We start from the raw sequence: 25,846 nt of genomic DNA, 5'->3' as shown, positions 1-25,846 counted from the left end.
CTCATGGTGGCAGGTTGGTGAGTGCGCCGGTGGGTGAGGCGTTGGGTATTGAGTCTGTGGGGGTTTCGGAGGTGTTGTGAGGTTCGTGGTGGTGGGGGTGGCACACCACCCCCACCACCATGTCTTGAGTTCCCAAGAGGCCTAGCGACTCACCGCACCTCGTCCGAGACCGTCCGGGCAATGATTCCTAGTTGCAGCCACCACGGTTCCCGGGGACGACGGTGAGCAGCGTCAATAAGAGAAGGCATGGTGTCCATCGAACTGGGTCGCATGCCAGCCTCGCTGACGCCGATAAACCATGAGCCGTCGTGATGGGCCGCCAACTCGTCGTCAATGAGATTGAGAGCACGGTACGCGAGCCGGGTGGCGAGCAAGCGGTCGAACGGAGACGGTGAGCCGCCCTGTTGCATATGTCCCAGCACCACCTGGCGCACGTCATACATCCCGTGGGACTCCTCCTCCAGCAGCCGCGCGATGAAGTCGGTAGTGTAATTGTGCGACGCGTTCTCGTTGCGCACAGCAAGGAACAGTCGGCGTCCGTGGGCGAAGGACTCCCGCAACCAGTGAACGTCGTTGGCTAGATCGTCCAGAGAGATGCCGTCCTCGTTGGTGTAGATCCGCTCGGCACCAGCGGCAATACCCGACATCAGCGCGAGATACCCGCAGTCACGGCCCATCGTCTCGACGACGAAACAACGCCTAGAAGCAATACCAGACTCCTTGACCTTGTCCATCGCCTCGACAATGACGTTCAGGGCGCTGTCGGCGCCGATGGATAGCTCCGAACCAGGGAGGTTGTTGTCGATCGAGGCCGGGATGCACACCGTCGGAATACGGAAAGCCGGATACCGGTCCCGCTCGGTCGTCATGGTGTAGATACCTTCGTAGGCGGAGTAGCCACCGATGACGAGCAGTGCGTCGATGTGATTGTCCTCTAGAGCGCGGCTGACAGCGTAGAGATCGCGAGTGTTGGGGACTTCGCGGCGGGTGCCCAGCTCGGCGCCGCCTTCCCCGGTCCAGCCCTCGACGTCACTCCAGGCCAACTCCGACATGTCCCCGGCCGCCAACCCGACGAACCCATTATGGATACCCATAACGGTATGGCCGCGGGAAATCGCCAGCCGCACTGCCGCACGAGCAGCAGTATTCATGCCCGGAGCCGGACCACCGGCGTGCATGATCGCGATGCGTTTGCGGTCGGCGTCACCGGCGGTGTCAGAGGTGGTACGGGCTGGCTCACTGAGCTCGGTGAAGATGGCGCCCATCTCGACGAAGGAACGACCCCTCATTCGCATGGCCTCGTTGTAGCGACCCTCCTCGATAAGACCGGGCACCAACTTCGTGTCAGCGACGGCCTTGACCAGGGGAAGGCGATGAATGCGGTTGGACCCGGTACCGATAACACGACCTTCGGCCTCTGGCGTGGTCGAGAGCACCTCGTGAACCGCGTGATAACCCAGCCACGTCGATGCCCAGCGGTCATAGGCCGACGGTCGTCCGCCGCGCTGGACGTGGCCCAGGATGGTAACCCGGGCGTCCTCACCGAGTTTGTCCTCGAGCACCTGACGGACATACTCCGACGAGATCCGGTTGCCGGCACGATCGGTGGCGCCCTCCGCGACGATGACGATCGAATCGCGTCGACCCGCCTGACGGCCACGCTTGAGTTCGGCGCACATGCGGTCCTCCCAGCCGTTTTCGGGCGGCCGTTCCGGAATGAGGGCGTAGTCAGCACCGCCGGCGACTGCTGCCATAAGGGCGAGGTAGCCGCAGTGACGACCCATCACCTCAACGACGAAGGATCGCTGGTGGCTGGCTGCGGTGGAAGAAAGGTCGTCGATGGCATCGACAATGCGGTGCAGAGCGGTGTCGGCGCCGATAGTCATATCGGATCCGACGAGGTCATTGTCGATGGATCCGACGAGCCCGGCGATCATGAGGGCGGGATGTTCGCGGGCTACCTCGGCGCTGACCTGGCCGGTATCGACGAGTTCAGCGACCAGCTCGGTCCACTCGGTGCGCAGCACATTCAGGCCGGTGAGCGAACCGTCACCGCCTATGACGACGAGACGATCGATCCCGTGTTCAAGGAGATTTCTGACAGCCTTCAGGCGTCCCGGGCGTTCGCGCATCCCTTTACAACGGAAGGTCCCGATTACGGTGCCGCCACGGTTGAGGATCGAGCCAACGTCATCCCACCTGAATTTACGGATGCCGTCGCCACCATCGATCATTCCCTGGTAGCCCTCGTAGATCGCATAGACCTCGGCTCCCACACTCAGCGCCGAGCGCACCACGGCCCGCACCGCGGCGTTCATACCCTGAGCGTCGCCCCCGCTGGTCAAGATGCCGATGCGCAAACCATGACCATCGGGGAGAGCGGGGGTGAGCCTCATCTCGTCATCAACACGCACAGCTCAATATTGCCGCGCGCTAGCGGGCAGCGGGTGAATTGTGACTGCTAGTCCCGGCTGTCGGGATTTTTTGTCATCGGTTGAAGGTCACTGGCTGAAAGAGGTGCCTCAACGCCGGGGCCCGAGGCGAGAATTATCCCCGGGGCACGGGCGGGGCGGCTTAGGATCGCTCATCGGGAACCGTCTCGAGGTCATCAAGCCAGGCTCGGGCGACGGCATCCGAGGGCATGCGCCAGTCACCGCGCGGACTCAGTGAACCCCCGGCGACAACTTTGGGACCATTCGGAAGGGTCGACCGTTTGAACTGATTCCCGACGAATCGGCGCAGGAACAGCCGCGTCCAGTCCTTGATTGATGACAGGTCATAGGAGTGCCGGTCCTCGTCGTGGAACCCGGGAGGCCAGGAACCTACCGACGCATCCCGCCAGGCGTGGTGCGACAGGAAAACGATCCGGCTGGGGCGCATCCCATAGCGCAGCAGGTGATACAGGGTGAAGTCTTGCAGTTCGTAAGGGCCTATTTTTTCCTGAGTGGACTGGATCTTCTCGCCTGGGCGAGCTGGGACAAGCTCGGGGGAGATTTCTGTCCCTAACACCGACTCGAGTACCACATTGGTGGCCTCGTTGAACTGGCCCGACGAAATGCACCACCGGATGAGGTGCTGAATGAGGGTTTTGGGGACTCCGGTGTTGACCCCGTAGTGGCTCATTTGATCACCGACCCCGAAGGTGCACCAGCCCAGTGCCAGTTCCGACAGGTCACCCGTGCCCAGCACGATGCCGCCACGCTGGTTAGCTATCCGGAACAGGTAGTCATAGCGCAGCCCGGCCTGGACGTTTTCGAAGGTGACGTCGTACACTTCGGTACCGTCGCCGGCCGGGTGGCCCATCCCTTTGAGCATCTGGGTGGCGGCCGGCCGGATGTCCAACACCTCACATGGGATGTCGAGGGCGTGACACAGATCTAGGGCGTTGTTTTTGGTGTGGTCGGTGGTGGCGAAGCCCGGCATTGTAAAGGCGAGGATGTCGGTGCGCGGCCGATCCATCTGATCCATTGCTTTGGCGGCGACAAGCAAAGCGTGAGTGGAGTCGAGACCGCCGGAAACCCCGATGACGACCTTCGGTGATCCAATCGACTCGAGTCGACGACGCAGCCCATAGACCTGGATGTTGTAGGCCTCGTAGCAATCTTGGGCGAGCTGATCAGGGTCGTTGGGGACAAAGGGAAAGCGGTCGACGGGGCGTCTCAGGCCGATGTCATCGTGGGGCGGGTCGAGGGTAAAGGCGGTGGTGCGCCACGGGGCTTCGGCGGGTTGCGCGAGGGCGTTGTCGTCGAAAGATCCCTGACGCAGCCTCTCCTGCCGCAGCAGGTCGAGGTCGATGTCGGCCAGGCAGTAGGTCGGTTCAGGGGAGAACCTGTCGGTGGCGGCAAGGAGGGAACCGTTTTCGTAGATCATCGTCTGGCCGTCCCAGGACAGATCTGTGCTGGACTCTCCGGGGCCGGCGGCCGCATAGACGTAGGCCTGCAGGTTGCGCGAGGACGTGACTTTGCACAGCTCGTGGCGCTGGCGGGATTTTCCGACGGTGATGGGGGAACCCGAGAGGTTCACCTCCACGACGGCCCCGACAAGAGCGGCCCGGGAAGACGGGGCGACCGGCACCCAGAGGTCCTCGCACACCTCCACATGGAGGGTGAGATCAGGCAGATCGGTGGCTCGGAAAAGCTGGTCGGGTCCGAAGGGGATCTCAGTAGAAGCTGCGTGAGATTTTTGTCGCCCGGACAGGTCGATCGTCCCGGTAGTGCCCGCGCCGGCGGCGAAATGACGTTTTTCGTAGAACTCCCGGTAGTTGGGGAGATGACTCTTTGGCACCACACCGAGGATCTGACCACGATGGATCACGACCGCGCAGTTGTAGAGCCGGTTGCCGTGTTGTAACGGTGCCCCGACGATGATGACCGGAAAGAGGCTGCGGGAGGCCTGGCGCAACGTTTCGATAGCGTCGAGTACGGCGTCAAGTACGACGTCTTGAAGCAGCAGATCGTCGATGGCATAGCCAGTTAGGCACAGCTCGGGGAACACGGCGATCGCGACGTCTTGGGAATCGAGTTCCCGGCAGGTGTCGAGAATTCCCGCCACGTTCGAGGCGGGATCACCGATGTGCACCGTCGTGGTGCAGGCGGCGATTCGCGCAAATCCTTGGTCATAAATCGAGTGGAAGTTCCCCTTCATGGGCCCAGTCTCGCAGACACTGGTGCGGAGGCGGGGAACCTTCGGTCACCCCAATTCGGCGGTGCGCGGTGGGTTCGCGCCAGTGCGGGTGACGGTAATCGCGGCGATGCGGGCTGCCCGCTGCAACACTTGGCGCAATACCCCGGGTTCGATCCGACCGAGGTCTGCACGGTGATCGGCGCCCAGTAACCCGGCCGTCCATAGCCCGTCAATGGTTGCCGACATGAACGAATCTCCAGCACCGACAGTATCGACGATTTTGACCCGCTCTCCGGGGACCCGCATCTCGAGGCCGTGGGCCGCCATTGCCATGACGCCATGTTCGCCCATCGTCATAATGCCCAGACGTGGCCCCATCCCCATCCATTCGGTCAGCATCTCAACCGGGTCAGCGCCTTGTCCCAGCCAGGTCAGATCCTCATCAGAGGCCTTAACAACATCGGCTAGCCGCACGAACTGTTCCAGATCTTCACGTGCAGTATGTGGGTCGCCCAATAGGCTCGGGCGAACATTGGGGTCGAAGGTGATCGTTGAGGCCGCCCGCGCTGTGGCCACCGTCTGGGCCACGACGCGGCGTCCTGGGTCTATTCCGCAGGCCAGTGACCCGGTATGCACCACTAGACAATGCTGTGGAATGTGGATGGCCGGTAGTGCCCAGTCGAGGTCGAACTGATAGCTGGCCTGTGCGCCGGTCAAGGTGGCGGTAGCTGTAGAGGTGCGGGTGGCGCCCCGCGATGCTGCGGCCAGATGCACATTGTCAGCAGCAACGTAGTCGGTGATGATGTGACCGTGGGCGTCGTCGCCAATCCAGGTGGCTAGCTCGACGTCGCGTCCCAAGCGCGCCAGACCGACCGCGACATTCATCGGGGAACCCCCAGGATGTTCACTCATCTGAGCGCCATCGTTGACAACATCAATCAACGACTCCCCAATAACAAGTGCCCTCGTCATAGTTCTCGCCCTCCTATCGGCCTTTACCAGTCTCCCCCCTCAAGGCGTGAGGAGTCGCGCCTTGAGGGGATCATTTGTTGCTCTGCGACTGACGTCGTATTCGGCTGGTCGCGGCGGGGCCTCTAAGCTGGACCTGATGCATGCCTCCGGAAGTACCCGGAACCGGGAACCGCACGTCGGCTCAGGCCTGTGGCGTGGCGGCAGGTTTTTTGCTGCCCTAGCGGCAATGGTTTGCTTAGTTGCTGGTTGCGGATCGTCAATGCCCGCTTCAGCACCCTGTATCGACTCCGTTCGTGGTGCGGGAGATTTGCGTTCCCGTCACCAATATCCCGGGGCCTGTTCTACGGCCTCCCCGGAATCGACCGCTCCAGCTACGCATAAACAATCAGAACTAGACGGGCCATCTGGCAATGACGGTGCCAATGATCCCGAAGATTCTGCGGGTCCGAAGGTTGACGATTCGGCTCCGGTAGCACCTGGCCGGACCCCACCAGCAGCATCTCTTGCCGTCGGCGCGAAGTCCTCGGCTGGAGCTGGCAGCTACGTCCTGTGGATCAAAGCGGAGAATCGTGTCTACCTCGTTAGTCACGGTCGAGTGAAGCGGGTCATGCTCACTACCGCTGAGCCGTGGAAGACCCCTGCCGGAAACTACGAAATTCAATATAAGACGCGTCACGCGGCGTTTACTGAGGATGGCATCCGCTGGTATATCCCTAATTTCTTGTCTTTTTATCAACGCCCTGGAGCGACGGGAACTATCGGTTTCCATCAGGTTCCCTGGGACGAAAAGACCAAGAAACTTGCCCAGCCTATCTACACGCTGGGATTGCCCGGCTATTCAAGTCACGGCTGTGCTCGGCTGGCTCCTAAAGATTCTGAGGCCCTCTACCACTTCGCTCATGAAGGCACGAAGGTGAAGGTACGGTGAGCCGTCGACGCAACGAGGAAGACACCCTCGATGTGGTCGCGCGACTGGGCCACAACGTCGATCAGGGCAGCTCAGACGTTCTGGGTGCCACCACCGAGTCAGCGCGGGTGAGTAGGTCGGCTGGTGCTTTTGTTGCTGCTATGGCCATTACTGGACTGGTGTGGGGGCTGACCTTGGCCGTCTGGGCGACGAGCCCTGGCATAGACGGCACCAAGACGGGCATGCCGGCACAAGGATGGTTCGACAGTCTCTTGGTCGGGTTGCTTTACACCATGGGAGTAACGGTGATTCTCATCGTTCCGGTTGTCCTCATGGCGGCTCTGTTGGGCGGACGCCTCGCCCGGCAGGGGAGCCAACGCATCGCTGGCGGGGCAGTAGGGGCAGTGACAGTTTTGGTTGGCACAGCAGGTCTATACGCTCTGGTCCCGGATCTGTCGGCGGTAGCGGAAATCTCGTGGCCAGCTGTCGTGGTAGCTAGTGCGTTGGGATGCTGGTGGGGGCCATGGGTGATGGTGGGCCGGAACTCACGATAAGCCGTGGCTTAGAGTGGGGTCATGACACAACAGCGCACCTCGACTATCCCCCCTGCTCCTAAGGCTCTGACAATCTGCGCCTGGGTTGCCGTTGGGTCCGTGATCATTCAGGCTGTTTTGGCCTGTTTCATGCTTTCCGGGGTTCATGGCCTCGGCGACGCGCACATGGGGTTCGGCATTGTGACCCTGCTGGCGACCATCGTCACGGCTGTCTTGGCCGTGATGTGGAAGCGTCGCGGCGGACCGTCGGCTGTGGTCGGTCACGCCGCCGGTATGGCCGTGCTGATCCTTGTCCAGTACGTTCTCGGTGAGCTGAGCAACGGTGGCGCCATCAAGTGGATTCACGTGGTGCTTGGTGTCGTCATTGTGATCGGGCTGTTCGTGCTGCCTCGCTCGATCAGCAAGAACTCGAGTAAGTGACCGCGTGACGTCAGCAGGAGATTTTTGCCGTCACCGCCCCGGTGACGGCCACCAGATCTGACGGCGACAATTCCACCGACAGACCTCGACGTCCGCCTGAAACCAACACCCGCGGCTGCCCTAGCACCGACTCCTCGATGCAGATGGGTAGCCGTTTTTTCTGCCCTAAGGGAGAAATTCCCCCGACGATGTACCCAGTGGCGCGCTCTGCTGCCGCTGGGGCGGCCATGGCGACTTTTTCGCACCCATGGCTGAGGCGAAGGCTTTGAGATCAAGCTGGCAACTCACCGGAACGACGGCGACGGCAAGCTTGCCTGAGGGGAGCAGCTCGACGACCAGGGTCTTCAACATGATGGCCGGGTCAAGTCCAAGCTTCGCCGCCCCCTCCTCGCCAAAGTGGTGGTTGGAGGGATCGTGGTCGTAGCTATGCAGGATGTGCGGGATCTTGGCCTTGGCGAGGGCGTTAGTTGCCGCAGATGCAGAGTCGGAAGCAGGCATCAGTTCTCAAATCCTGCCCAAGCCCGCAACCGGTGGGTCATGTCTTCGTCTTGGGGAGCTGGGTGGCCGTCAACGCTGAGGATGGGAGCGACGCCACGCACTGACGACAACAGCCAGGCCCCCTGGGCGCGCAACACCTCATCGCGCTTCATGAGGCGGGTAGATGTCTTGACCCCGTCCTCGCCAGCCGCTTCGAACACGGTACTGACGGTAATGGAGCCCAAGATGCCGGTGGTGCCGGTGGGGGTTGTCCACAGTCCGTCGGCGGCCTCGATGACTAACCCAGAGGTTGGTCCTTCGAGCAGGTAACCGTCGGTGGAGGTGAAGATGACGTCGTCGGCGCCCTGAGATTGGGCGTAGCGCAGGGCTGCGACATTGACGGCATAGGACAGGGTCTTGACCCCACCGAGAAGCCAGGGGGCGTCAGTGAAGGCGTCGCTAGTGACCCCCCGGGATAGGCGCAGCACGTCGATCCCATCCCGTTCCTCGATTGCAGTTTCGGACAGGGGAGAGATGATGAGAAAACCTCGGGGAGGTCCGGGGACGACCTGGCGGCCATTGGTGTAGACGAGTTTGAGGGCAGCCTCACCGGGGATACGCCAGGTGCGTGCCGCCTCTTCGATGAGGCGGTTCCAGGAGTCCAAGTCGGGGGTGGGGCCGTCCACTCCAGCGATGGAGCGGGCGAACCGGGACAGATGCTCGTCGAGGTGGTCGATTCGCGACGTGCCATCTTGGGCAGTCACGATACGAGTTGTGTCGAAGACGCCGTCCCCGCGCACTAGCCCGAGGTCGTCTGCATGGCACACCATGGTGGATGGCGGCACGACCCCTTCACCGAGTATAGCTAGTAGGTATGGAACACTTGAATTCATGCGTTCAGCCTAGTTGAGTGATGGTTGAGTGGTCATAGGGGCTGTCATCCTGAGGCCACAGAGATGTCATATACGGTTGGGCGTCAGCGTTCAGCCAGCCAGGTTGGCGTCACATTACTAACGGACCGGGGGATCTTTAATGACGGAGACGCATCGCTCGTCGCAATCACGTCAGACATACCATCACGGTCATCTTCATGAAGCTCTCGTAGAGGAGGGTTTGAAGATGGCTCGCAGCGGAGGCGCCGAGGCTGTCGTGCTGCGCGAGGCTACCCGCCGCGCAGGCGTATCACCTAACGCCGCGTACCGTCACTTCGCCAATCGGGAGGCTCTCCTCGATGAGGTGGGCCTGGTGGCTGCTGACCAGATCGGCGGCGCGATGCGTGAAGCGGTGGCTGAGGCCCAACCCATTGACGATGAGGTTGTGGCAGTTTCTCAACTCGTGGCCGCCTGCCGCGCATATCTTGATTTCGTTTTGAGTGAGCCGGGGCTGTTCGACGTCGCTTACCGCATCTCGGATGCGGGGCTCGGCGCTCTTAAAGCGGACCCGACGGCGGCACCGAATCTGCCCGATTCGGTGATCCGGGATGTTCTGTCACATCCAGAGGTCACGCTTCCCGACCACGACGTCCGAGGCCTCGTCATTCTTCTGTGGTCCGTGCTTCACGGTTTTGCGGCGCTGTCGAATTCCGGTCCCCTGCGTGGTGAGGAAACCCCTGAGCGGGCCGACCGGGTTCTCGATGTCATTCGTGCGTCCCTACGTGGCGCGATGGCAAGAGCCTGATGGTTCGGAGGGGTAGCGATTCCGGTTCTGAGGCCGGGTACCGCCAGATCCTGAATCTGGCGGTACCCGCCTTCTTGTCTTTGGTCGCTGAGCCGTTATTCCTTGTTGCAGACTCCGCAGTGGTCGGGCATCTGGGCACCGCCGAGTTGGCAGGTTTGGGCGTGGCTTCGGCAGCCTTGACGACATTCACAGGGCTTTTTGTCTTCCTTGCCTACGCGACGACGGCAACATCGTCGCGTCGGATGGGGGCGGGGGATCGTCAAGGAGCTGCTCAGGTTGGTGTGGATGGCTTGTGGCTGTCCCTCATCATTGGTCTGCTCGTGGCGATCATGCTGGTGGCTATTCCGACGACGGTGGCAGGTTGGTTTGGAGCTAGCGGCGCAGTTGCGGAACAGGCGGGACGCTATCTTCGTATTACCGGGTTTGGGGTGCCCGCGATGCTCGCCACGATGGCGGTCACGGGTGTGCTGCGTGGGTTCCAGGACACCCGTACGCCCTTAGTCGTGACCATTGTTACCTTTAGCGCGAACCTGGTGCTCAATCTGTGGTTTGTGCTTGGCATGGGCTGGGGTATCCAAGGGTCTGCCATCGGCACCCTCGTCTGTCAGATAGCCATGGCCGTAGCTCTGGTATGGGTGTTGCGGATGCGAACTCGCGGTCTCGACTTGGGTCTGGTGCCGCACCTGAGTGGTATTGCTTTTAGTTTGCGTGAGGGCATCCCGTTGCTCATCCGCACCTTGGCGTTGCGGGCTGCCCTCTACGTGACGACTTGGGTCGCGGCCCAGTCTGGAGCGATCACCATGGCGTCATATCAGGTGACGATGACGATGTGGAACCTGCTGCTTATGACCATGGACGCCTTGGGTATTGCCGGCCAGGCCCTCACCGGGGCGAGTCTGGGCGCTGGTGACATCCGTCGCACCCGGTCGCTGACAGCTACGATGACGCGATGGGGGCTTGTGGCGGGTGTTGTTATTGGCATCGTGCTGGCAGCTTTCCATCGGCTGGTTCCTGCTCTGTATACCGACGATCCTGCCGTACATCGCGCGGTTGCTGCCGGTTTGCTTGTCGTGGCGGCCCAGCAGATCGTTGCTGGCCCGGCCTTTGTCCTCGATGGGGTGCTCATTGGGGCTGGTGACGGTCGATGGCTGTCGGGTGCTCAGGTCGTCATGCTCCTGGTGTATCTGCCGATGGCCTGGGCTGTGCACCTATTGGCGCCGTCGGATCCGGCCGCGGCGGTGGTCTGGCTGTGGATCGCCTTCAGCGGGTTCATGATTGTGCGCTGCGCCATCCTGGCATGGCGTGCGCGTGGCGACGCCTGGATGAGGACCGGCGTCTAAGCGGGTTCCGGGAGCTCAGAGGCGGAACTGGTGGCCCGTGGCCGACGTAAGCTACCAGCGTCACTCGAAGTTCACGTGCTGCGCTCCGGGTACGGAGTCGTACCTCTCTGGGGCACTAGTGAGCACCACGATCTGGCTAGTTTGGGCCCCCTGGGCGACCTCGCCAAGGATGTGCCTGACCCTCACGGGGTCGGAGTAGACCAGGGCATCGTCGAGGATCACCGGCACCCCGTCGTCGGGGTCGACGAGCCGAGCGGCGGCCAGCCGCACGACCAGCCCCAATTGCTCGCGGGCCCCTGATGACAACTGGTCCCATTCCAGCCGGGAGCCATTGAGCTGGCGCGCCACGACTGACAAGGTGGAGTCGATCTCGACGTGCAGATCCTGACCAAAGACCCCACGCCCAATCCGGTCGATTTGGGTGGTGAAGGGTGCCACGTAGGACTGCCGTACTTGTTCCAGGTGGGCTGCCAGGGTCTGGTACAGCAACTTGGCCGACCGCGCACGCTGCTCCAGTCCAGCCACTCTTCGGGCCAGTTGGTGTTCCTTAATGGTGAGAGTGTCGACCTCGATCTGACGCTGCTGGCGGCCGAGCCCCTGCAGCTGTCCGTTGAGCTCTGCCCGTCGACGGATGTTGCTTTCGAGGCGGTCGGTCGCGGTCGTCAACGCCACCCGCGTTCCTTCAGCTTCGGTGTGGACCTGCTCGGGGTTGCGTTCCGCTAGCGCGGCCTGGGCGCGGTCGGCCTGGGCCCGTGCGAGTCGAGCCTGCTCCTGAGCAGTGGCGAGAGCCTCGGCTAGGGCCTCATCGCTGGTGATCTCGCGTGCAGTCGTCAGCTCGGTAGCGATCCTGGCAACCGTCTCGGCAGCTTTTTCAGCGTCGACATTTGCCCGGAAGACCTTCTCGTGGGCCTCGATGCGGCGTTCCTCCACTGCTCTCAGTCGATTGTCAGCCTGACGCTGGGCGGTACGCGCTTCATTCGCTGCGACGACCGCTTCTTCTTCCAGCTTTTGAGCTTCGGCAACCGTGGTACTGACGGTTTCGGCGTCACGCTCGGCCATGGCTTCAAGCTCTTGGATAGTGGCTTCGCCTTGTTCCCCTTCGAGGTGTTCCTGCCAGGAAGAGATGTGAGTTTCCATGACTTTGCGTTCAGCCAGACGGGACTCTGCCTGCTCCAGGCTCGTCACACCTAAATCTTCGAGTTGTGACACCACGGCTTGATGGGCCTTCTCGGCATCATGCCCTAGGGCCATGACCTCCGACGTGGGGGAGATCCGCACTCGCCAAGCCTCACCCATCTCCATAACGAGCTCGCCATCCACCCGGCGCTGGTTTGTTGCGCCGATCGGTACATCAAGGTCGGTGCCGTCAATGCGTAGCGAAACTCCTGCGGCGAGGTGCTCGATGGCTAGCTGTGGGCTGGCCATCGATGCTTTGTCGCGAGCAAGGTCGTCGGCCTTGACGGCTTTCCTCAGCTCGGATAGCGCCTGGCTGGTTACCTTCTCGGCGTCGAGGCGGCGCTGTTCGGCCGCTATGCGCTCCTTGAGCTCATTGATCCGGTCGAGCTGCTGCCGAGCCTTAGCAGACTCTTCACCGACTCGCGCTGTGGCAAGGGTCTGCCGAGCTTGGGTTTCGGCCTCCTCTGCCTCGACAACCTTCGCCTGAGCCTCATCGAGAGCCGTCTGGGCTTCCTCGTGTTCCGCGGTGACGCTTCGGCCCAGCCCCGCTAGCTCTGCGGCTACTTGTTGGCAGTGCTTATGCTCGTTTTGGGCAGTAGCAAGATCATCAATGAGTTTGGCTCGCATGTCGTGGGCCGTCTTAGCTTCGGCATGACGCTGCGTTGCTTCCTTGGCAGTACGTCTAGTGGTCTCGACCTCCTTCTCAAGTTCGGTGAGGCTTGCGAGGGCAGCCTCAGCTTGCTGGCAGTCGGTCTTGGTAGACGCCACCACGGTCTCATCGTGGCTGATTTGTTCGTTGATTCTGCTGAGGGACTCAACGACGTCGTCGACCTCTGCGAGCTTCCGTTGCCCTTCGGCAAGGTTGCTGCGAACGTCTTCGAGCTCGTCGCGATCTGCGAAGACGTTGCGCCGCTCCGACCCCTTGGGTGTGAAGTACTTCTCATACTCAGCTCTGACTCGATCCATAAGCCCGCCTCCGGAGCCTTCATCGGGCTGCTTCCCGCCAGCCTGTTCTAAGGCGGCGGTGAGGGCCTGGGAGGAGTCCAGCCGCAACGGGGACAGCCCACTAGCTTGCATGAGGCGCAGCGCGTTCCACAGCGTCAGGTCTGCGCCAGACAACAGAGTTTCCATCGTCTCGACGGCCTCGTCGTCGGTGATGGTCTCGCCGGCGCGGGGCCCGGCAAGGAATTTCAGTGAGGACTCCTTGTCCTTGAGGAAGCACTTGCGATGGACGAAGCGGTGCTCGCCGATCGTCATCTCGGCTTCGATGACCACCTGCAAAGATGTACCGTAAGGCTGCGCATTGCGAACTTTGCGGGACTTCGACGAGGCCTTGGTGCCGGTATCAAGCAGCAGGTCGAGGGCTTCCACCATGGAGGTCTTGCCGATCTCGTTGCGTCCAGCTGCAATGACAATCCCGCAGTCGGGCAATTCGAGGGTGCGTTCGTCAATTGCTTTGAAATTTTTGACGTGGATGCGGTGCAGCTTCATCGTGACACCTCCGCCGTATGTGCAGTGGCGGGCGCGGTACCGGCTCCTTCAGTGCTGACGAGACGGTGTAGCAGGGTGAGCGCAGCGACGGCGTCTTCACTGGTGGCGCACATGCCCGACAATTCTTCGGCGGCATCTCGTACCCAGCCGGGCACATCAGCCTCCGTCAGGCTGGCATCGTCTCCCACCAAAGTGAGGTCATGGCGATTTTCACTCGGTTCAAGGCTTGCGAAGACGGTTTCATAATCAGCGATGATCTCGTCGAGTTCTGCCTTCTGGGAGATGGTGACCTGGCCGTGAAGGTCGTAGCGGATGATAGTGCGATCCCGGTGGTCGAAAGAGTTTAACTTATCGCGCAGAGCCTGCAGATCGGCGCCGCTGGCTACCTCCTGGCTCACTCGGGCATGCAGCCACGTGCCGACATTGATCGTCTGGCAGGTAAGAGGATCGCCGAGGTCGACGACCACCGCAGTGCCGACACTCTCCTCATTGAAGCTCGTTGTTTCCTGGGTTCCGCTGAACCGGATGGCGGCGTGGTCATCGTTGACAGGCCAGGCGATGTGACGATCACCCAATGCCACATAGCTCAGCGCCCCTCGAGCAATCGCGTCGTCGAGAGGTGCTCGCGAGATGAGGGCTTCACGAGTATCTCCCGATAGCCCTTCAAGCTGGCCATGACCGACCAGGATGCGTGGTGTCTGGGTGGGCTCCAATCCCTTCGCAAGCTCGGCGAGGGGATCGGTCGACGGGTGGCGGGTCGTTAGTGGGGCGGCGACGATCGTCGCGATGACGATCCCGTTTCCGTCAGTGACCTGGATTTCTGCTTGGTCTCGCAGCACCTGGACGTTGCTCGGACACCGCCGTGTGAATTCTGGCCCATCCCACAGACAACCCGGTTCTAGACTGTCGTGATTTCCGGGCAAGAGGTACACGGGCAGATCAATGGAAGCCATCGCCTCACACGCGCGGGCAATGATCTGAGCGGAGACATTGTGAGTTTCAAAGACGTCTCCGGCTACGACGACAAACGCGCAGTCCTCCTGCCGGGCAATGTCGCCCAGCCTGCGCACCGCCTCGATCCGATCGGCAGTAAACCGTGCCTGTGGGTCGTCGTCGCCGCGCTTCGACAAGTAGTGCCGAGTCATCCCCAGTTGCCAATCTGAGGTGTGGAGGAATCTCGCCATGGCAGCATGATAGGAAATGACTCAGTCACTGTTGGTGTACGCGTGTTCCGTTGATGTTCTGGCTTGTCAAAGCCAATCTCAGCGGAACCCCGAGACTCAGTTCTGCTTGGTCTGCTGATCTCAAGCCCCCAGGTGACGTTGTCGGACACCAGCACGCCACCGATCCCGAGGGCCGCGTTTAACTTGAAGGGGACGCGTCAACAAGAGTGTGCTTCGGTGTCAGAAGATGTGTTTACCGTCCCCATATACTCGGCAACGAAGGAGGCGCTGTGACTGAGGATCCCACCGCTTGGCTCGACGACCACCAGCAGCGTATATGGCGCTTGTGGCTGGAGGTATCGACCACCCTGCCTGCCGTGCTCAACCGTCAGCTGTCCCGCGATTCGCAACTGTCGGTGCAGGACTTTGAGGTGCTCGTGCGTCTTTGTGAAGCCGACGGCGCTCAGATGAGAGTCGTGGCTTTGGCAGAGCACATGGGATGGGAGCGATCTCGACTGTCTCATCACCTTACGCGTATGAAGAAGCGAGGCCTCGTCGAGCGTCGCGTCTGCTGTTGTGACGGCAGAGGGGCCGTCATTCACCTCACCGATCAGGGTGCCGCGGCACTGCAACAGGCCGCCCCAGGCCACGTTGCTCTGGTCCGACGGGTCTTCTTTGGCGGGCTTGATTGCGGCCATCTCAATGACCTAGAGGCCATCCTTTCGCGAATTCGCCAGAGTCTCGCTGCAGAAAGCAAGGTCAACCCCACAGATCCCGAGTGAGACCAGATCGCATTGCCGCGCCATGTCACGTCTCGTCTAGGGAAACGTCAATATCCGCGGACCACACCAGCTTTAGCATCAGCCCCACCGACGCAGATGAGGAGCACACATGGCAGTAGCGTCCACGGACACCCCCGCGGGACCTGGCGAACCCGCTACGAACAAGCCCCGTATGAAGGGTCGTCATCTGGTGATGATGAGCCTGGGATCGGCCATCGGGACCGGACTGTTTGTTGGCTCTGGCAAGGGCGTGGTTGCAGCTGGGCCGGCAACTTTAGTGGCATATATTGTCGCCGGATTGCTCGTCATCGCGATCATGCACATGCTCGGCGAGATGGTTGCAGCACATCCCGATTCCGGGGCGTTTTCGGTCTATACATCCCGGGCGATGGGCTCAGCAGCTGGCTTTGCGGTGGGGTGGGTCTGGTGGATCGAGCTAGTCGTCGTTGTTGCGGCTGAGGCGATTGCGGCCGCGTCGACCCTTGTCGCTATGTGGCCAATTGCCCCCGTCTGGCTGCTCACCCTCATCTTCCTAGTCGTCCTCACCGCGATCAACCTGCTGGGAGTCGACAGATTCGGGGAGTTCGAATTCTGGTTTGCTCTGCTCAAGGTGGTCGCCGTCGTCGTCTTCCTGGCCATCGGTGTGTTGCTTATCTGCGGTGTCTTAGCTGCCCCCGCGGCGGGAACATCTAACCTTCCCGGTCACGGCGGATTTATGCCCAATGGGTGGTCTGGGGTGGCGGCGGCCCTGTTGTTGGTCGCTTTCAGCTTCGGCGGCATCGAGATCATGGCGGTGGCGGCTGCCGAAACTGAAGATCCCGCCCATAATGTGTCCCGGGCGGTGCGCACTATCGTCTGGCGAATCCTGCTGTTCTACATGGGTTCAGTAGCCGTCATGGTGATTGCAGTGCCTTGGGATGACCCTGAACTCAGCACCTCCCCCTTCGTGGCCGTTCTTGACCGGGCCGGTATCCCCGCAGCCTCTGAGGTCATGACCCTGGTAATTGTGTTGGCCTTACTGAGCTCCCTCAATGCCAACCTTTACGGGGCCGCCCGGATGCTGGGATCCTTGGCGGAACGCGGGATGGCGCCTCGCTTTGCTATGCGAACCAGAGGCCGTTCGGTGCCCACAGTCGCGGTGCTGGCCAGCGTGGCCTTTGGGTTCTGCTGTGTGCTGGCTACCTTCGAATGGGGCGACGCCGTACTCGGTACTTTGCTTAACATCGTCGGCTCAGCCATCATCGTCACCTACTTCTTCACCATCTGCTCCCAATACGTGCTGCGTCGTCGCGCTGAGAAGGAGGGCACGCCACTGCCAATGCGGCTCAAAGGATTCCCGGTGGTGAACTGGGCAGCAATGATCCTGCTGATCGCCATCGTGGTGTTAGGCATGTTTGCCCCCGGCGTACGCGCTCAGTTGATGTCGACGGGGGCACTTGTCGTCATCCTCTATGTCATTGGGGTGGGGTGGTCTCGTCACGCTGGACGCAGCCCCTTCCATCCCACGACGGACTGAACTCAGGCGGATGACGGACCCGGATCGTCTGGGGGCGCGGGGAATCGAGCGAGCAGTTCGCGTTTGCGGTCCTTGGCCCGAATGACTTCCGGGACGATCTGAGATGTGGCACGCCGGTCAGCGGCTGTTGGGGCCGGAGCCGTGGCCGGGTTGGGGGAGGGAACCGTTGTGGGCTTGGCTTGCGGCTTGGCAAGCGTTGACTCAGCGGCGGGCTTCGAGGGGCAGGTGTTCTTCCCGGATGGCTTCTTGATGGCGGGCTTCGGGCGAGCTACCTCATCTTCGGGCTTAGGCTCTGATGGTTTCGTGATGCGCCCCATGGCATGGACGCGTCGGCCCTCCAAGCGATCCCTGAGCTGGGAGGTGTAGATCGACGTGTCTCCGACGACTCGGCCAGCGACGGCGACGGCAATCATGCCGGGGGCGAGCATTGACAAGTTTCCGGTCATCTCGCCAACCATGAGGAGCATGCCGAGCGGGGCATGGGCGACCGAGCCGAAGCAGGCGATCATACCGACAATGACGAAGCTCATCGGGGACGATGGGATGCCTGGCAAGCCCTCGAGGATGCGCCACAGCGCAGCGCCAGTGGCTCCACCAATAACCATGCCGGGGCCGAAGACGCCGCCGGAACCGCCTGATCCAATGGACAGGGTCGTCGAGAGGATCTTGGCGAAGGGGATTGCCAGCACCATGAGCATTGGCATCCGCATGAGAGTGTCAGCGAACATTTCTTGCTGCACCGAGCCGTAACCGGTGCCCAGAGCTGCCGGAATGACGAGGCCAAGCAGCCCGACTCCCAAACCACCGATAGCTGGGACGAGCCAGCCAGGAACCTTGTCGAGGCGGTCAAAAAGCGTGGTACCGCCATAGAAGACCTCAACATAGAGTTTGCCCATCAGGCCAGCAGTGAGGCCTAGCAGGACGAACCAGATGAGTTGCAAGGGCTGGGAGAACTGCACTCCGCTGAGCGATCCGAAGATTGGTTCGAATCCGTACACCGACCCGAAGACCGCGAAGGCGACGATCGACGACACCAAGGAGGGCATGATCGCGTCGGATTCCATGTCGTCGCGGTAGAGAAGTTCCGCACCTAACAGAGCACCACCCAGCGGGGCGCGGAAGATAGCACCGATGCCCGAGGCGGTGGCTGCCGAGACGGCGATCCGGGCGTCTGGGGTGGCGATCTTGAGCTTCTTGCACAGTGAAGAGATGACGGTTGCGCTGATCTGGGCAGTGGGCCCCTCACGTCCCCCCGAGCCGCCGGAACCTATCACGAGGGAGGAGGCGATGATCTTGACCGCCGCGACTTTCCCCTTGAGAGCCGTGGGGTCGTGATGGACGGCATAAATAGCGTTGTCAGTGCCATGCCCCTTGGCTGTGGGCGCGATGAAGTACACCAGGGTTCCCGAAACCAGGGCGCCTCCGGTGACGACGAGTGGGATGGCCCAGGGGCGGGCCAGTTTAGTGCCGGTGACACCGCCTCCCTCGCCTAAGGTGCCCGGTGGGGTATAGCTGCCCAACGTTTCGAGTAGCCAATGGGTGCCGGTTTCCAGGCAGAAGAAAAAGATGATGGCCCCGACGCCTGAGACAATGCCGATGACTGTGCCCATGAGTAGCCAGCGGTTGAGGGAGTCTCGGAACGCCTTGGGGCGGTGCGGGACGAGGGCACGGCGGAGGCGCCTGAGTCGTTTGGCCCATGCGGCCTGGGTCTCGGGGTGGACGGCGGTCTCGGTCATTGCTGGCTGGAGTCCTCTGCGCAGGAGTGGTTGGGAGTGCCGTGGCCGGTGGCCTCGGCCGCGCGGGTAAATAGGGTGAATCCGGTGACGACGGTGTCGATCTCGCCGGGCTCGAGGTGGCTGAGTAAGTCGACGAGTTGACGGCGACGGTGTTCATTGACGTTTTGCACGAGTGTGGCTCCTCGCTTCGTCAGGGAGAGCACGTTGGCGCGACGATCGTCGGGATCGGGGGAGCGGTCGATAAGCCCTTTTGCGACGAGACGCTCAACCATGCGCGCGATGGTTGAGGAGTGAACCTCGAGGTCACGAGCTAGGTCGACCCCGCGCGTCACCCCGGCGTCGATAAGGACGAGGAGTCGGTATTGCGGCGCGCTGACGTCTTCGGCGAGTTCTACCAGGGAGCGGGCTGCCACGTCGACGAGGGCCCACGATGCCTGCAGAGCGGTCTCAACATCGGCGTGATCGGGAGTCAGCCCGTTCGTTGCATCCTGCGACATCTGCACAGTGGAATTGTTGCACATTGCATTAATTATGGCGACGCTCTGTTTGCAGGTGTCGTGGTCACTTACAGTGATGCCATGGCTCGCATCATTGTCACCGCACCGCAGCTCATGTCCGTCGTCAATGAGGAACTCGCCGGCCACGAGGTCGTGGGTGGCGACCACCTCATGGATCGCCAGGAACTGTCCAACCAGGTTGTCACCGCCGACGCCATGCTCACTAGCCTGTCTGATCCCCTCGACGCCGAGATGATCGGGAAAGGCAAAAACCTTAAGGTCATCGGTCAGTGTGCCGCTGGTTTTAATAACATCGACCTCGACGCAGCCAGGCGGGCTGGGATAGTCGTCACATCGACCCCGGGCATCCTTCACGAGACTACCGCCGACCTTGCCTTCACCCTGCTTCTTGAGGTCACTCGTCGTACTGGCGAGGCCGAGCGGTGGGTGCGTGCTGGCAAGGCCTGGCACTACGATCACACTTTCATGCTCGGTGCCGGCTTGCAGGGGGCCACCCTCGGCATTATTGGGCTAGGACAGATCGGTGAGGCAATGGCTCGACGCGGAGCAGCCTTCGGCATGAACGTCATCTACAACGCTCGTCATGAGAAGGATGTTGCGGCGATCGACGCCGTCAATCCCAATACCCAGCCGACTCGTCGCGTCGAGCTCGACGATCTCTTCGCGAATTCCGACGTCGTCTCCTTGCACTGTCCGCTCACCGATGAGACCCGCCATCTCGTCGACGCTGACGCCCTGGCTGCCATGAAGAAGACCGCCTACCTCGTCAATACCGCTCGTGGCGCTTGTGTCGACGAGGCTGCTCTGGTGGAGGCTCTTAAGGCGGGGGCGATTGCCGGTGCGGGTCTGGACGTCTTTGAGGATGAGCCGACGATCAGTGCAGACTTGCTGACGATGGAGAACGTTGTGTTGTTGCCCCACATCGGATCGGCTGCCCTGCCGACTCGCGCAGCGATGAGCCGTCTGGCTGCGCGCAATATTGCGAAGGTTCTTGACGGGAAGCCGGCTGAAACCCCAGTGGAGTGATCCGTTCGCTTACAGCGTGGGCGTGACACGCTCGGTTCTCCGTGGTGTGACCTTGCGGCAGGGAGCCGGGTTCAGCTGTGTTCATTGGCGTGAAGGAGAGTACGCAATGACGCGGCGAGAATTGTCTGAAAGCGTGTGTAAGTGGCTATTTGAGCAAACCTGTTTTCTGTATTTAAACAACTAATTAGTTGTCTAAATCGTGGCGTTGGAGACAGGGTGTTGTGGCACAAAAATGGCGTCATGGCGCGGTTTGCACGTCTGTTCTAGGGGGTGTGCACGAACATGCACGAAAGCCGTTTTCGGTGGTTGTTGCACATTGCTTTCCCTAACCTTGGCAAGTACCTGGCAACGGTGGCGGGGCGCCGAGATCCCCTGAGCCACACCCCACACGCCGGATGGTTTCGAAGGGAGCATTCAATGAGGACCATGGACGCAGACGTCGTCGTCATCGGTGGCGGTGCCACCGGTGCGGGCGTCGTGCGGGACGTCGCGATGCGTGGATACCGCGCCGTTCTGTTGGACAAGGCCGACCTCGGCCAAGGAACCACCGGTCGTTACCACGGCCTGCTCCACTCCGGTGGGCGATATGTCGTTTCTGACCCTGGATCGGCGACGGAGTGCGCTGAGGAAAATGAGATCGTTACCCGGATCCATGCCGACGCCGTTGAGAAGACTGGCGGCCTGTTCGTGGTGACTCCTGAGGACGATTTGGATTTTTCTGATCAGTGGATTGAAGGAGCCAAGAAGTCCAAGGTTCCCTTTGAGGAAATCTCCACGGCAGAGGCCTTGCGTCGCGAGCCGCGTCTGAACCCGGGCATTAAGCGTGCTTTTGCTGTCCAGGACGGCTCGGTCGATGGATGGCAGATGGTGTGGGGTGCCGCCCATTCCGCCGTCGAGTACGGCGCCAAGGTCATGACTTACACCGCCGTCACCGAAATCATTCGCGAGGGTGATCAGATCACCGCCGTGGTCGCCCACGATCTTAAGCACGACGAGCAGATCCGCATCGACTGCAAGTTCGTCATCAACACCGCTGGCCCATGGGCTGGACGCATCGCTGAGCTCGTTGGCTGCCATGACGTCGACGTCGTGCCAGGTCGCGGCATCATGATTGCCATGAACCACCGTCTGGTGAACACGGTAGTCAACCGCTGTATCTACCCCGCTGACGGCGACATCCTTGTGCCGGTGCACACCGTGTCGATCATCGGCACCACCGACGTCAAGGCTGACGATCCAGAGCGCCTGTCCATTCCTCGCAACGAGGTGCAGCAGATGCTCGATTCTGGCGAAGCTCTTGTCCCCGGATTCCGCGACGCCCGCGCGGTGCACGCCTGGGCCGGCGCCCGCCCACTATTCAAGGACAAGCGAGTCGGTTCTACCGATACCCGCCACATGTCCCGCGGTATGAGCATCCTCGACCATGGCTCTCGCGACGGCGTCAATGGCATCGTCTCGATCATCGGCGGCAAGCTCACTACGTACCGTCTGATGGCCAAGAATGTCGTCGATGTCATGTGCGAGCAGCTTGGCGACGACCGCCCCTGCCGGACTGCAGACGAGGCCGTGCCCGGATCGACTGTCGGCAAGAACTACCTCATTACCCATCGTCTGGGTGAGAACGAGGAGCGTCGCGCCGGGACTGGTCTGGTCCGTGGTGGCGATCCGAAGGCTGTGCAGTCGTCTAAGAAGATCGACAACCAGATCATCTGTGAGTGCGAGCTTATGAGCCGCAAAATGTTCACCGATCTGCTGGCCGAGCAGCCCGATGCCACCTTCGACGACCTGCGCCGCCAGCTGCGTCTAGGCATGGGTCCCTGCCAGGGTGGCTTCTGCTCGATGCGCGCTACCGGCGTTGCCGTCCAGGAGGGCACAATCGACGCCGAGCGCGCCACTGGTCTGCTGCGGCTGTTCCTCAAGAACCGGTGGATCGGCCTGTGGCCGATTCTCTACGGCGAGCAGGTACGTCAAACCGCCCTTGACGACTGGATCTTCCAGGGCACCTTCGACGTTGAGCACCTTCCCACCCCGCAGCAGGAGGTCGAGCTGTGAGCACCGCAACCGTTCCCACCACATCGACTACTGCCGACCGTTTCGACGCTCAGCACGTCGTTGTCATCGGATCCGGCCTGGCCGGCCTGACCGCCGCCCTGCGCCTGCGTCGCGGTGGCGCCCGGGTGACCCTTGTCACCAAGGGTGTCGGTGGCCTGCAACTGGGTCAGGGCACGATCGACGTTCTGGGCTACACCCCAGATCGCGTCGAGAAACCCTACGAGGCCGTCAAAGAATTCGCTTCCCAGCACCCCGAGCACCCCTACGCCAAGATCGGCGTTGCGGCCGTTAAGGAGGGCATCGACTTCCTGCGCGAAGTAGCCGGTGACTCCTACCTGATCGGTGATGGGGAGACCACAATCAACCTGCCTACCGCCGTTGGTGCGATCCGTCCCACCGCTCTGGTACCGCCGTCGATGCTCAGCGGTAATCTCAAAGACGGTGACAAGGTCGTCGTTATTGGGCTGGCCCAGTACAAGGACTTCCACGCTGGTCTCATCGCTCAGAACATCAGCCGTGGCGTGCTGCCTGGCGGTGGCCATGCTTCCGCTCGTGCCGTCGTGGTCGATTTTGAGCCCCGCGAGGGCGAATACGACGCTACTGGCTTGGCTATCGCCCGCTCCCTCGACGACGCCCGTACCCGGCGAGTGCTGGCTGAGGGGCTCAAGGGTTTTGTCAACCCCGGTGAGATCGTCGCTCTGCCTGCCGTTCTGGGCATCGACAACCACAGCGAGGTCCTCGCCGACTTCAAGGAGATCCTCGGCGCCGAAGTGTTCGAGATCGCATCCCTGCCGCCCTGCGTGCCCGGTATGCGGCTTAACAACAAGCTCGTCGCGACCGCTAAGAACGAGCGGGTCGATTACGTGCTTGGTTCGAAAGTCACCGGCTGCAAGGTGGCCGACGGCAAGGTTGTCTCTGTGACGGTCGGAACCGCCGGCGCCGGTAAGGAGATAAAGGCTGACGCCGTTGTCCTTGCTGGCGGTGGCTTCGAGTCTGGGGCCCTCAAGCTTGACTCCCACGGCCACCTGCATGAGACCATCCTCGATCTGCCCGTCACTATGCCGGAAGGGGTCAAGGAGGAGGACCTCGTCCACGGTGACTACTGGGGTCGCCCGCAGCCGCTCTTCCTGTGCGGCGTTGAGGTTGACGAGAACATGCTCGTCAGCTACCAAGGCAAGCCCGTCCATTCCAATGTTTACGCCGCCGGCGGCGTGATCGCCGGTGCCACCAGGTGGCAGGAAAAGTCGGGTGAAGGCATCGCCCTCGGCTCGGCTATCAAGGCCGCCGATGCCATCCTGTCATCGGTCGGGGCAGGCGCCGCGATCAAGGAAAGGAACTGATCATGGGTGTTATCGAGGAGACATTCGCCGGGCACGAGGTCTCGCGTCAGTCGCTCGACGCCTGCGTCAAGTGCACTATCTGCGAGACGATGTGCCCGGTTGCCAAGGCCACCCCGCTCTACACCGGTCCGAAGTACAACGGCCCGCAGGGCGAGCGCTACCGCGACGGGGCTTCCGTCGACCACTCCCTCGAGTGGTGCAACTTCTGCGGTATCTGCACCCTGCACTGCCCGCAAGGTGTGAAGATCGCGGAGCTCAACGAGCAGGCTGCTGCGAAGATGAAGCACCAGAATGGTGTTCCGCTGCGTGACCGTCTCATCCCGCTGACCACCCTTGAGGGACGCGTGCTGTCCCCAATCGCCCCGCTAGCTAACTGGGGCCTCAAGCAGAAGCCGATCCGTATCGCCGTCGAGAAGATCATCAAGGTCCATCGCGATGCCCCGATGCCAGTCGCCCAGACTGAGACCCTCAGCAAGTGGATGCGCCACCACAAGCCGGCCAAGCCAGCCACCAAGGGCCCGATCGTGTTCTTCCAGGGCTGCGCCGGCGGCTACTTCGAGACCGAGACCTCCAAAAAGTCCATCGAGGTGCTTGAGCACCTGGGCTACGAGGTGCTTGTCCCGAAGCAAGGTTGCTGCGGTTTGGCTAAGCAGTCGAACGGCCTGTTCGAGGGTGCCACCAAGGACATCCTCAGCCTGTGCGACAAGATCATCAGCCTCGGCAAGGGCCTGACAGTTGTGTCCTCGTCCGGCTCCTGCGTCGGCATGATGAAGCACGAGGCCCATGAGATCATGGGGGTTGACGATCCTCGGCTGCACGACGTGTCGGTGCGCTCCCGGGATTTTTCGGAGTTCCTCATGGACGAGTATCGCAATGGTGAGCTCGACGCCTCGCAATTCCGTCCGATCGATATCACGGTTCCTTACCACCAGCCCTGCCAGGTCAAGAGCCAGGGGATGGGGTTCCCGGCCGTTCAGCTCATGGAGCTCATTCCGGGCGTCAAGGTGTTGGAGTCGAACGAGCCGTGCTGTGGCATCGCCGGCACCTATGGTCTGAAGGCCGAGCGCTATGAGGTCGCTCAGAAGATTGGTGCGGGTGTGTTCAAGCACATGCAGGATCACAACGAGGGCGTTGGAGTGTGCGATACCGAGACCTGTCGTTGGCAGATTTCCAAGTCCTCTGGGGTCAAGATTGTGCATCCGGTGTGGCTGCTCCACCACTCGCTCGGATTGTCGGACAACCTGCTCGACTGATCGAAACCTGCTGAACCTCACCGCTCTTCGATGGTGTGGGGGCTCAGTTTCGCCGGACCTCCTGTGATCCGGAGTTGGCCGGGACCTGCTGTGGGGGCGGGTCCCGGCCTTATGACGTGCTGCTGCGATTAAGCGACGTTACGCCGGCCGGTGTGACGGGCGGTCAAGGCTGTCCTGTCATGAGTAGTAAAAAATTCCCGGCTCGAGCCGGGTCTGGTCACTGCTGTGATGTGGCCCGCTGTGAGTCGGGATTTTTCGTCAACGGGGTTGGGCGCGCACGTCAGGGCAAGGGGTGCTGGGCCTGCGACCGTTGTGGCTTATGTCCGGGGACCGGAGACCGTTGGGTCTTGGGGAATCCACCAGCGCCAAGGGGCGTCAGTGTTGCGGCTGATCCCTACCCGCGTGCCCTGTCGGAATTCGGCAGTCTCCAGTGCGGGTTCGAGGCGCCAGCCCTGGGCGGGGACCGCGCCATTTCCGATGAGGCTTACCGGGTCTCCAGACTCCTCGAGATTGGCACCCAACGCCGACCCCATATTTCCTGGCCCACAGGCAAGGCGGTTCTCGGGGACGTTTCCGCGGCGCCGACGGGCATCATCGTGGCCTGCTATGACCTGCCCGCCACGCAGCAATACGGCAGATGCTTCCCCGTCTGGTGAACACACTAGGTTCACGCAGTGGTGCATGCCGTAAGACAAGTACACGTATACGTGAGAGGGCGGTCCGAACATCACGCGGGCGCGCGGAGTCGGCCCACGAAAGGCATGGGAGGCGGGGTCGTTGAGTCCCATGTACGCCTCGACCTCGGTGAGGCGGATCCCCACCG

General features: G+C 61.7%; 20 protein-coding genes and 2 pseudogenes. 11 read left to right on the top strand and 11 right to left on the bottom strand.

Features of this window, described 5'->3' with window-relative positions; genetic code table 11:
* Positions 1-149 precede the first annotated feature (149 nt).
* The 4 genes and pseudogenes from A5483_RS10855 to A5483_RS10845 all read right to left on the bottom strand — a co-directional run bounded on the left by A5483_RS10855 (position 150) and on the right by A5483_RS10845 (position 5,595).
* Positions 150-2,396: a 6-phosphofructokinase gene (locus tag A5483_RS10855; protein WP_193790482.1), complete on the bottom strand. Its 2,247-nt coding sequence runs from the start codon at positions 2,394-2,396 to the stop codon at positions 150-152.
* Positions 2,397-2,574: 178 nt separating this feature from the next.
* A complete protein-coding gene (locus tag A5483_RS10850; protein ID WP_002549117.1) occupies positions 2,575-4,644 on the bottom strand; it encodes an NAD(+) synthase in 2,070 nt (689 codons plus the stop codon).
* Positions 4,616-4,747: pseudogene (locus tag A5483_RS12665) on the bottom strand (Fe3+-hydroxamate ABC transporter substrate-binding protein); the annotation flags it as partial. The pseudogene A5483_RS12665 and the gene A5483_RS10850, both read right to left, overlap by 29 nt.
* A complete protein-coding gene (locus A5483_RS10845) occupies positions 4,690-5,595 on the bottom strand; it encodes a PfkB family carbohydrate kinase (RefSeq protein ID WP_063811811.1) in 906 nt (301 codons plus the stop codon). The gene A5483_RS10845 and the pseudogene A5483_RS12665, both read right to left, overlap by 58 nt.
* 136 nt (positions 5,596-5,731) lie before the next feature.
* On the opposite strand from A5483_RS10845, the gene A5483_RS12575 reads away from it, so the two are divergent.
* From A5483_RS12575 to A5483_RS10830, 3 genes are read left to right on the top strand one after another with little or no spacing between them, the layout of a single operon-like run.
* Positions 5,732-6,523, top strand: a complete 792-nt coding sequence (locus tag A5483_RS12575; RefSeq protein ID WP_334339193.1) for a L,D-transpeptidase — start codon at positions 5,732-5,734, stop codon at positions 6,521-6,523.
* Positions 6,520-7,056 (top strand): hypothetical protein, encoded by a 537-nt coding sequence (locus tag A5483_RS10835; RefSeq protein ID WP_002549155.1) that lies wholly within the window; start codon positions 6,520-6,522, stop codon positions 7,054-7,056. The genes A5483_RS12575 and A5483_RS10835 overlap by 4 nt, the downstream gene beginning before the upstream one ends.
* A 21-nt stretch (positions 7,057-7,077) precedes the next feature.
* A complete protein-coding gene (locus A5483_RS10830; RefSeq protein WP_042842797.1) occupies positions 7,078-7,476 on the top strand; it encodes a hypothetical protein in 399 nt (132 codons plus the stop codon).
* A 10-nt stretch (positions 7,477-7,486) separates the two neighbouring features.
* Here the strand turns inward: A5483_RS10830 and ybaK are convergent.
* Both ybaK and A5483_RS10820 read right to left on the bottom strand, forming a co-directional pair.
* Positions 7,487-7,974, bottom strand: a pseudogene (gene ybaK, locus A5483_RS10825) (Cys-tRNA(Pro) deacylase).
* Complete coding sequence (locus A5483_RS10820) at positions 7,974-8,846, bottom strand: aminodeoxychorismate lyase (RefSeq protein ID WP_002549193.1); 873 nt, start codon at positions 8,844-8,846, stop codon at positions 7,974-7,976. Before A5483_RS10820 ends, ybaK begins: the two are co-directional and overlap by 1 nt.
* Before the next feature lie 139 nt (positions 8,847-8,985).
* Between A5483_RS10820 and A5483_RS10815 the strand changes: the two genes are divergently transcribed.
* Both A5483_RS10815 and A5483_RS10810 read left to right on the top strand, forming a co-directional pair.
* A complete protein-coding gene (locus A5483_RS10815; RefSeq protein WP_002549142.1) occupies positions 8,986-9,630 on the top strand; it encodes a TetR/AcrR family transcriptional regulator in 645 nt (214 codons plus the stop codon).
* The gene (locus A5483_RS10810; RefSeq protein ID WP_002549070.1) at positions 9,630-10,970 is read left to right on the top strand and encodes an MATE family efflux transporter; all 1,341 of its coding nucleotides are present in this window, start codon (positions 9,630-9,632) and stop codon (positions 10,968-10,970) included. Before A5483_RS10815 ends, A5483_RS10810 begins: the two co-directional genes overlap by 1 nt.
* Positions 10,971-11,030: 60 nt before the next feature.
* Here the strand turns inward: A5483_RS10810 and A5483_RS10805 are convergent, their stop codons facing one another.
* Both A5483_RS10805 and A5483_RS10800 read right to left on the bottom strand, forming a co-directional pair.
* Positions 11,031-13,637 carry an AAA family ATPase gene (locus A5483_RS10805; protein WP_063811810.1) on the bottom strand — a complete coding sequence of 869 codons (2,607 nt, stop codon included), beginning with the start codon at positions 13,635-13,637 and terminating at the stop codon, positions 11,031-11,033.
* The gene (locus A5483_RS10800) at positions 13,634-14,821 is read right to left on the bottom strand and encodes a metallophosphoesterase family protein (protein WP_063811809.1); all 1,188 of its coding nucleotides are present in this window, start codon (positions 14,819-14,821) and stop codon (positions 13,634-13,636) included. The genes A5483_RS10805 and A5483_RS10800 overlap by 4 nt, the downstream gene beginning before the upstream one ends.
* A gap of 269 nt (positions 14,822-15,090) precedes the next feature.
* Here A5483_RS10800 and A5483_RS10795 point away from each other — a divergent pair, with 269 nt between their 5' ends.
* Entirely contained in the window at positions 15,091-15,582 is a 492-nt protein-coding gene (locus tag A5483_RS10795; RefSeq protein WP_063811808.1) for a MarR family winged helix-turn-helix transcriptional regulator, read from the top strand.
* 109 nt (positions 15,583-15,691) lie between these two features.
* Positions 15,692-17,098, top strand: coding sequence for an amino acid permease (locus A5483_RS10790; protein WP_063811807.1), 1,407 nt, complete (start codon positions 15,692-15,694; stop codon positions 17,096-17,098).
* A 2-nt stretch (positions 17,099-17,100) separates the two neighbouring features.
* On the opposite strand, the gene A5483_RS10785 is transcribed toward A5483_RS10790, so the two are convergent.
* Positions 17,101-18,834, bottom strand: a complete 1,734-nt coding sequence (locus A5483_RS10785; protein ID WP_063811806.1) for a chloride channel protein — start codon at positions 18,832-18,834, stop codon at positions 17,101-17,103.
* Positions 18,831-19,337 carry a MarR family winged helix-turn-helix transcriptional regulator gene (locus tag A5483_RS10780; protein ID WP_002549098.1) on the bottom strand — a complete coding sequence of 169 codons (507 nt, stop codon included), beginning with the start codon at positions 19,335-19,337 and terminating at the stop codon, positions 18,831-18,833. The genes A5483_RS10785 and A5483_RS10780 overlap by 4 nt, the downstream gene beginning before the upstream one ends.
* A 75-nt stretch (positions 19,338-19,412) precedes the next feature.
* Between A5483_RS10780 and A5483_RS10775 the strand changes: the two genes are divergently transcribed.
* The 4 genes from A5483_RS10775 (at position 19,413) to A5483_RS10760 (ending at position 25,023) form a co-directional block, all read left to right on the top strand.
* On the top strand, positions 19,413-20,378 hold the full coding sequence (locus A5483_RS10775) for a 2-hydroxyacid dehydrogenase (RefSeq protein ID WP_063811817.1): 966 nt from the start codon (positions 19,413-19,415) through the stop codon (positions 20,376-20,378).
* Positions 20,379-20,795: 417 nt separating this feature from the next.
* Positions 20,796-22,430 (top strand): anaerobic glycerol-3-phosphate dehydrogenase subunit GlpA, encoded by a 1,635-nt coding sequence (glpA, locus tag A5483_RS10770; RefSeq protein WP_063811805.1) that lies wholly within the window; start codon positions 20,796-20,798, stop codon positions 22,428-22,430.
* Entirely contained in the window at positions 22,427-23,770 is a 1,344-nt protein-coding gene (glpB, locus tag A5483_RS10765) for a glycerol-3-phosphate dehydrogenase subunit GlpB (protein ID WP_063811804.1), read from the top strand. The genes glpA and glpB overlap by 4 nt, the downstream gene beginning before the upstream one ends.
* Before the next feature lie 2 nt (positions 23,771-23,772).
* Positions 23,773-25,023, top strand: a complete 1,251-nt coding sequence (locus A5483_RS10760) for an anaerobic glycerol-3-phosphate dehydrogenase subunit C (RefSeq protein ID WP_002549186.1) — start codon at positions 23,773-23,775, stop codon at positions 25,021-25,023.
* A gap of 317 nt (positions 25,024-25,340) precedes the next feature.
* Here A5483_RS10760 and A5483_RS10755 read toward each other — a convergent pair.
* The coding region (locus A5483_RS10755) for a DNA-3-methyladenine glycosylase (protein WP_082864054.1) at positions 25,341-25,846 on the bottom strand (506 nt) is incomplete at its 5' end.

Source organism: Cutibacterium namnetense (assembly GCF_001642025.1).
Taxonomy (GTDB): Bacteria; Actinomycetota; Actinomycetes; order Propionibacteriales; family Propionibacteriaceae; genus Cutibacterium; species Cutibacterium namnetense.
This window is presented reverse-complemented; position numbering and strand designations above follow the sequence as displayed.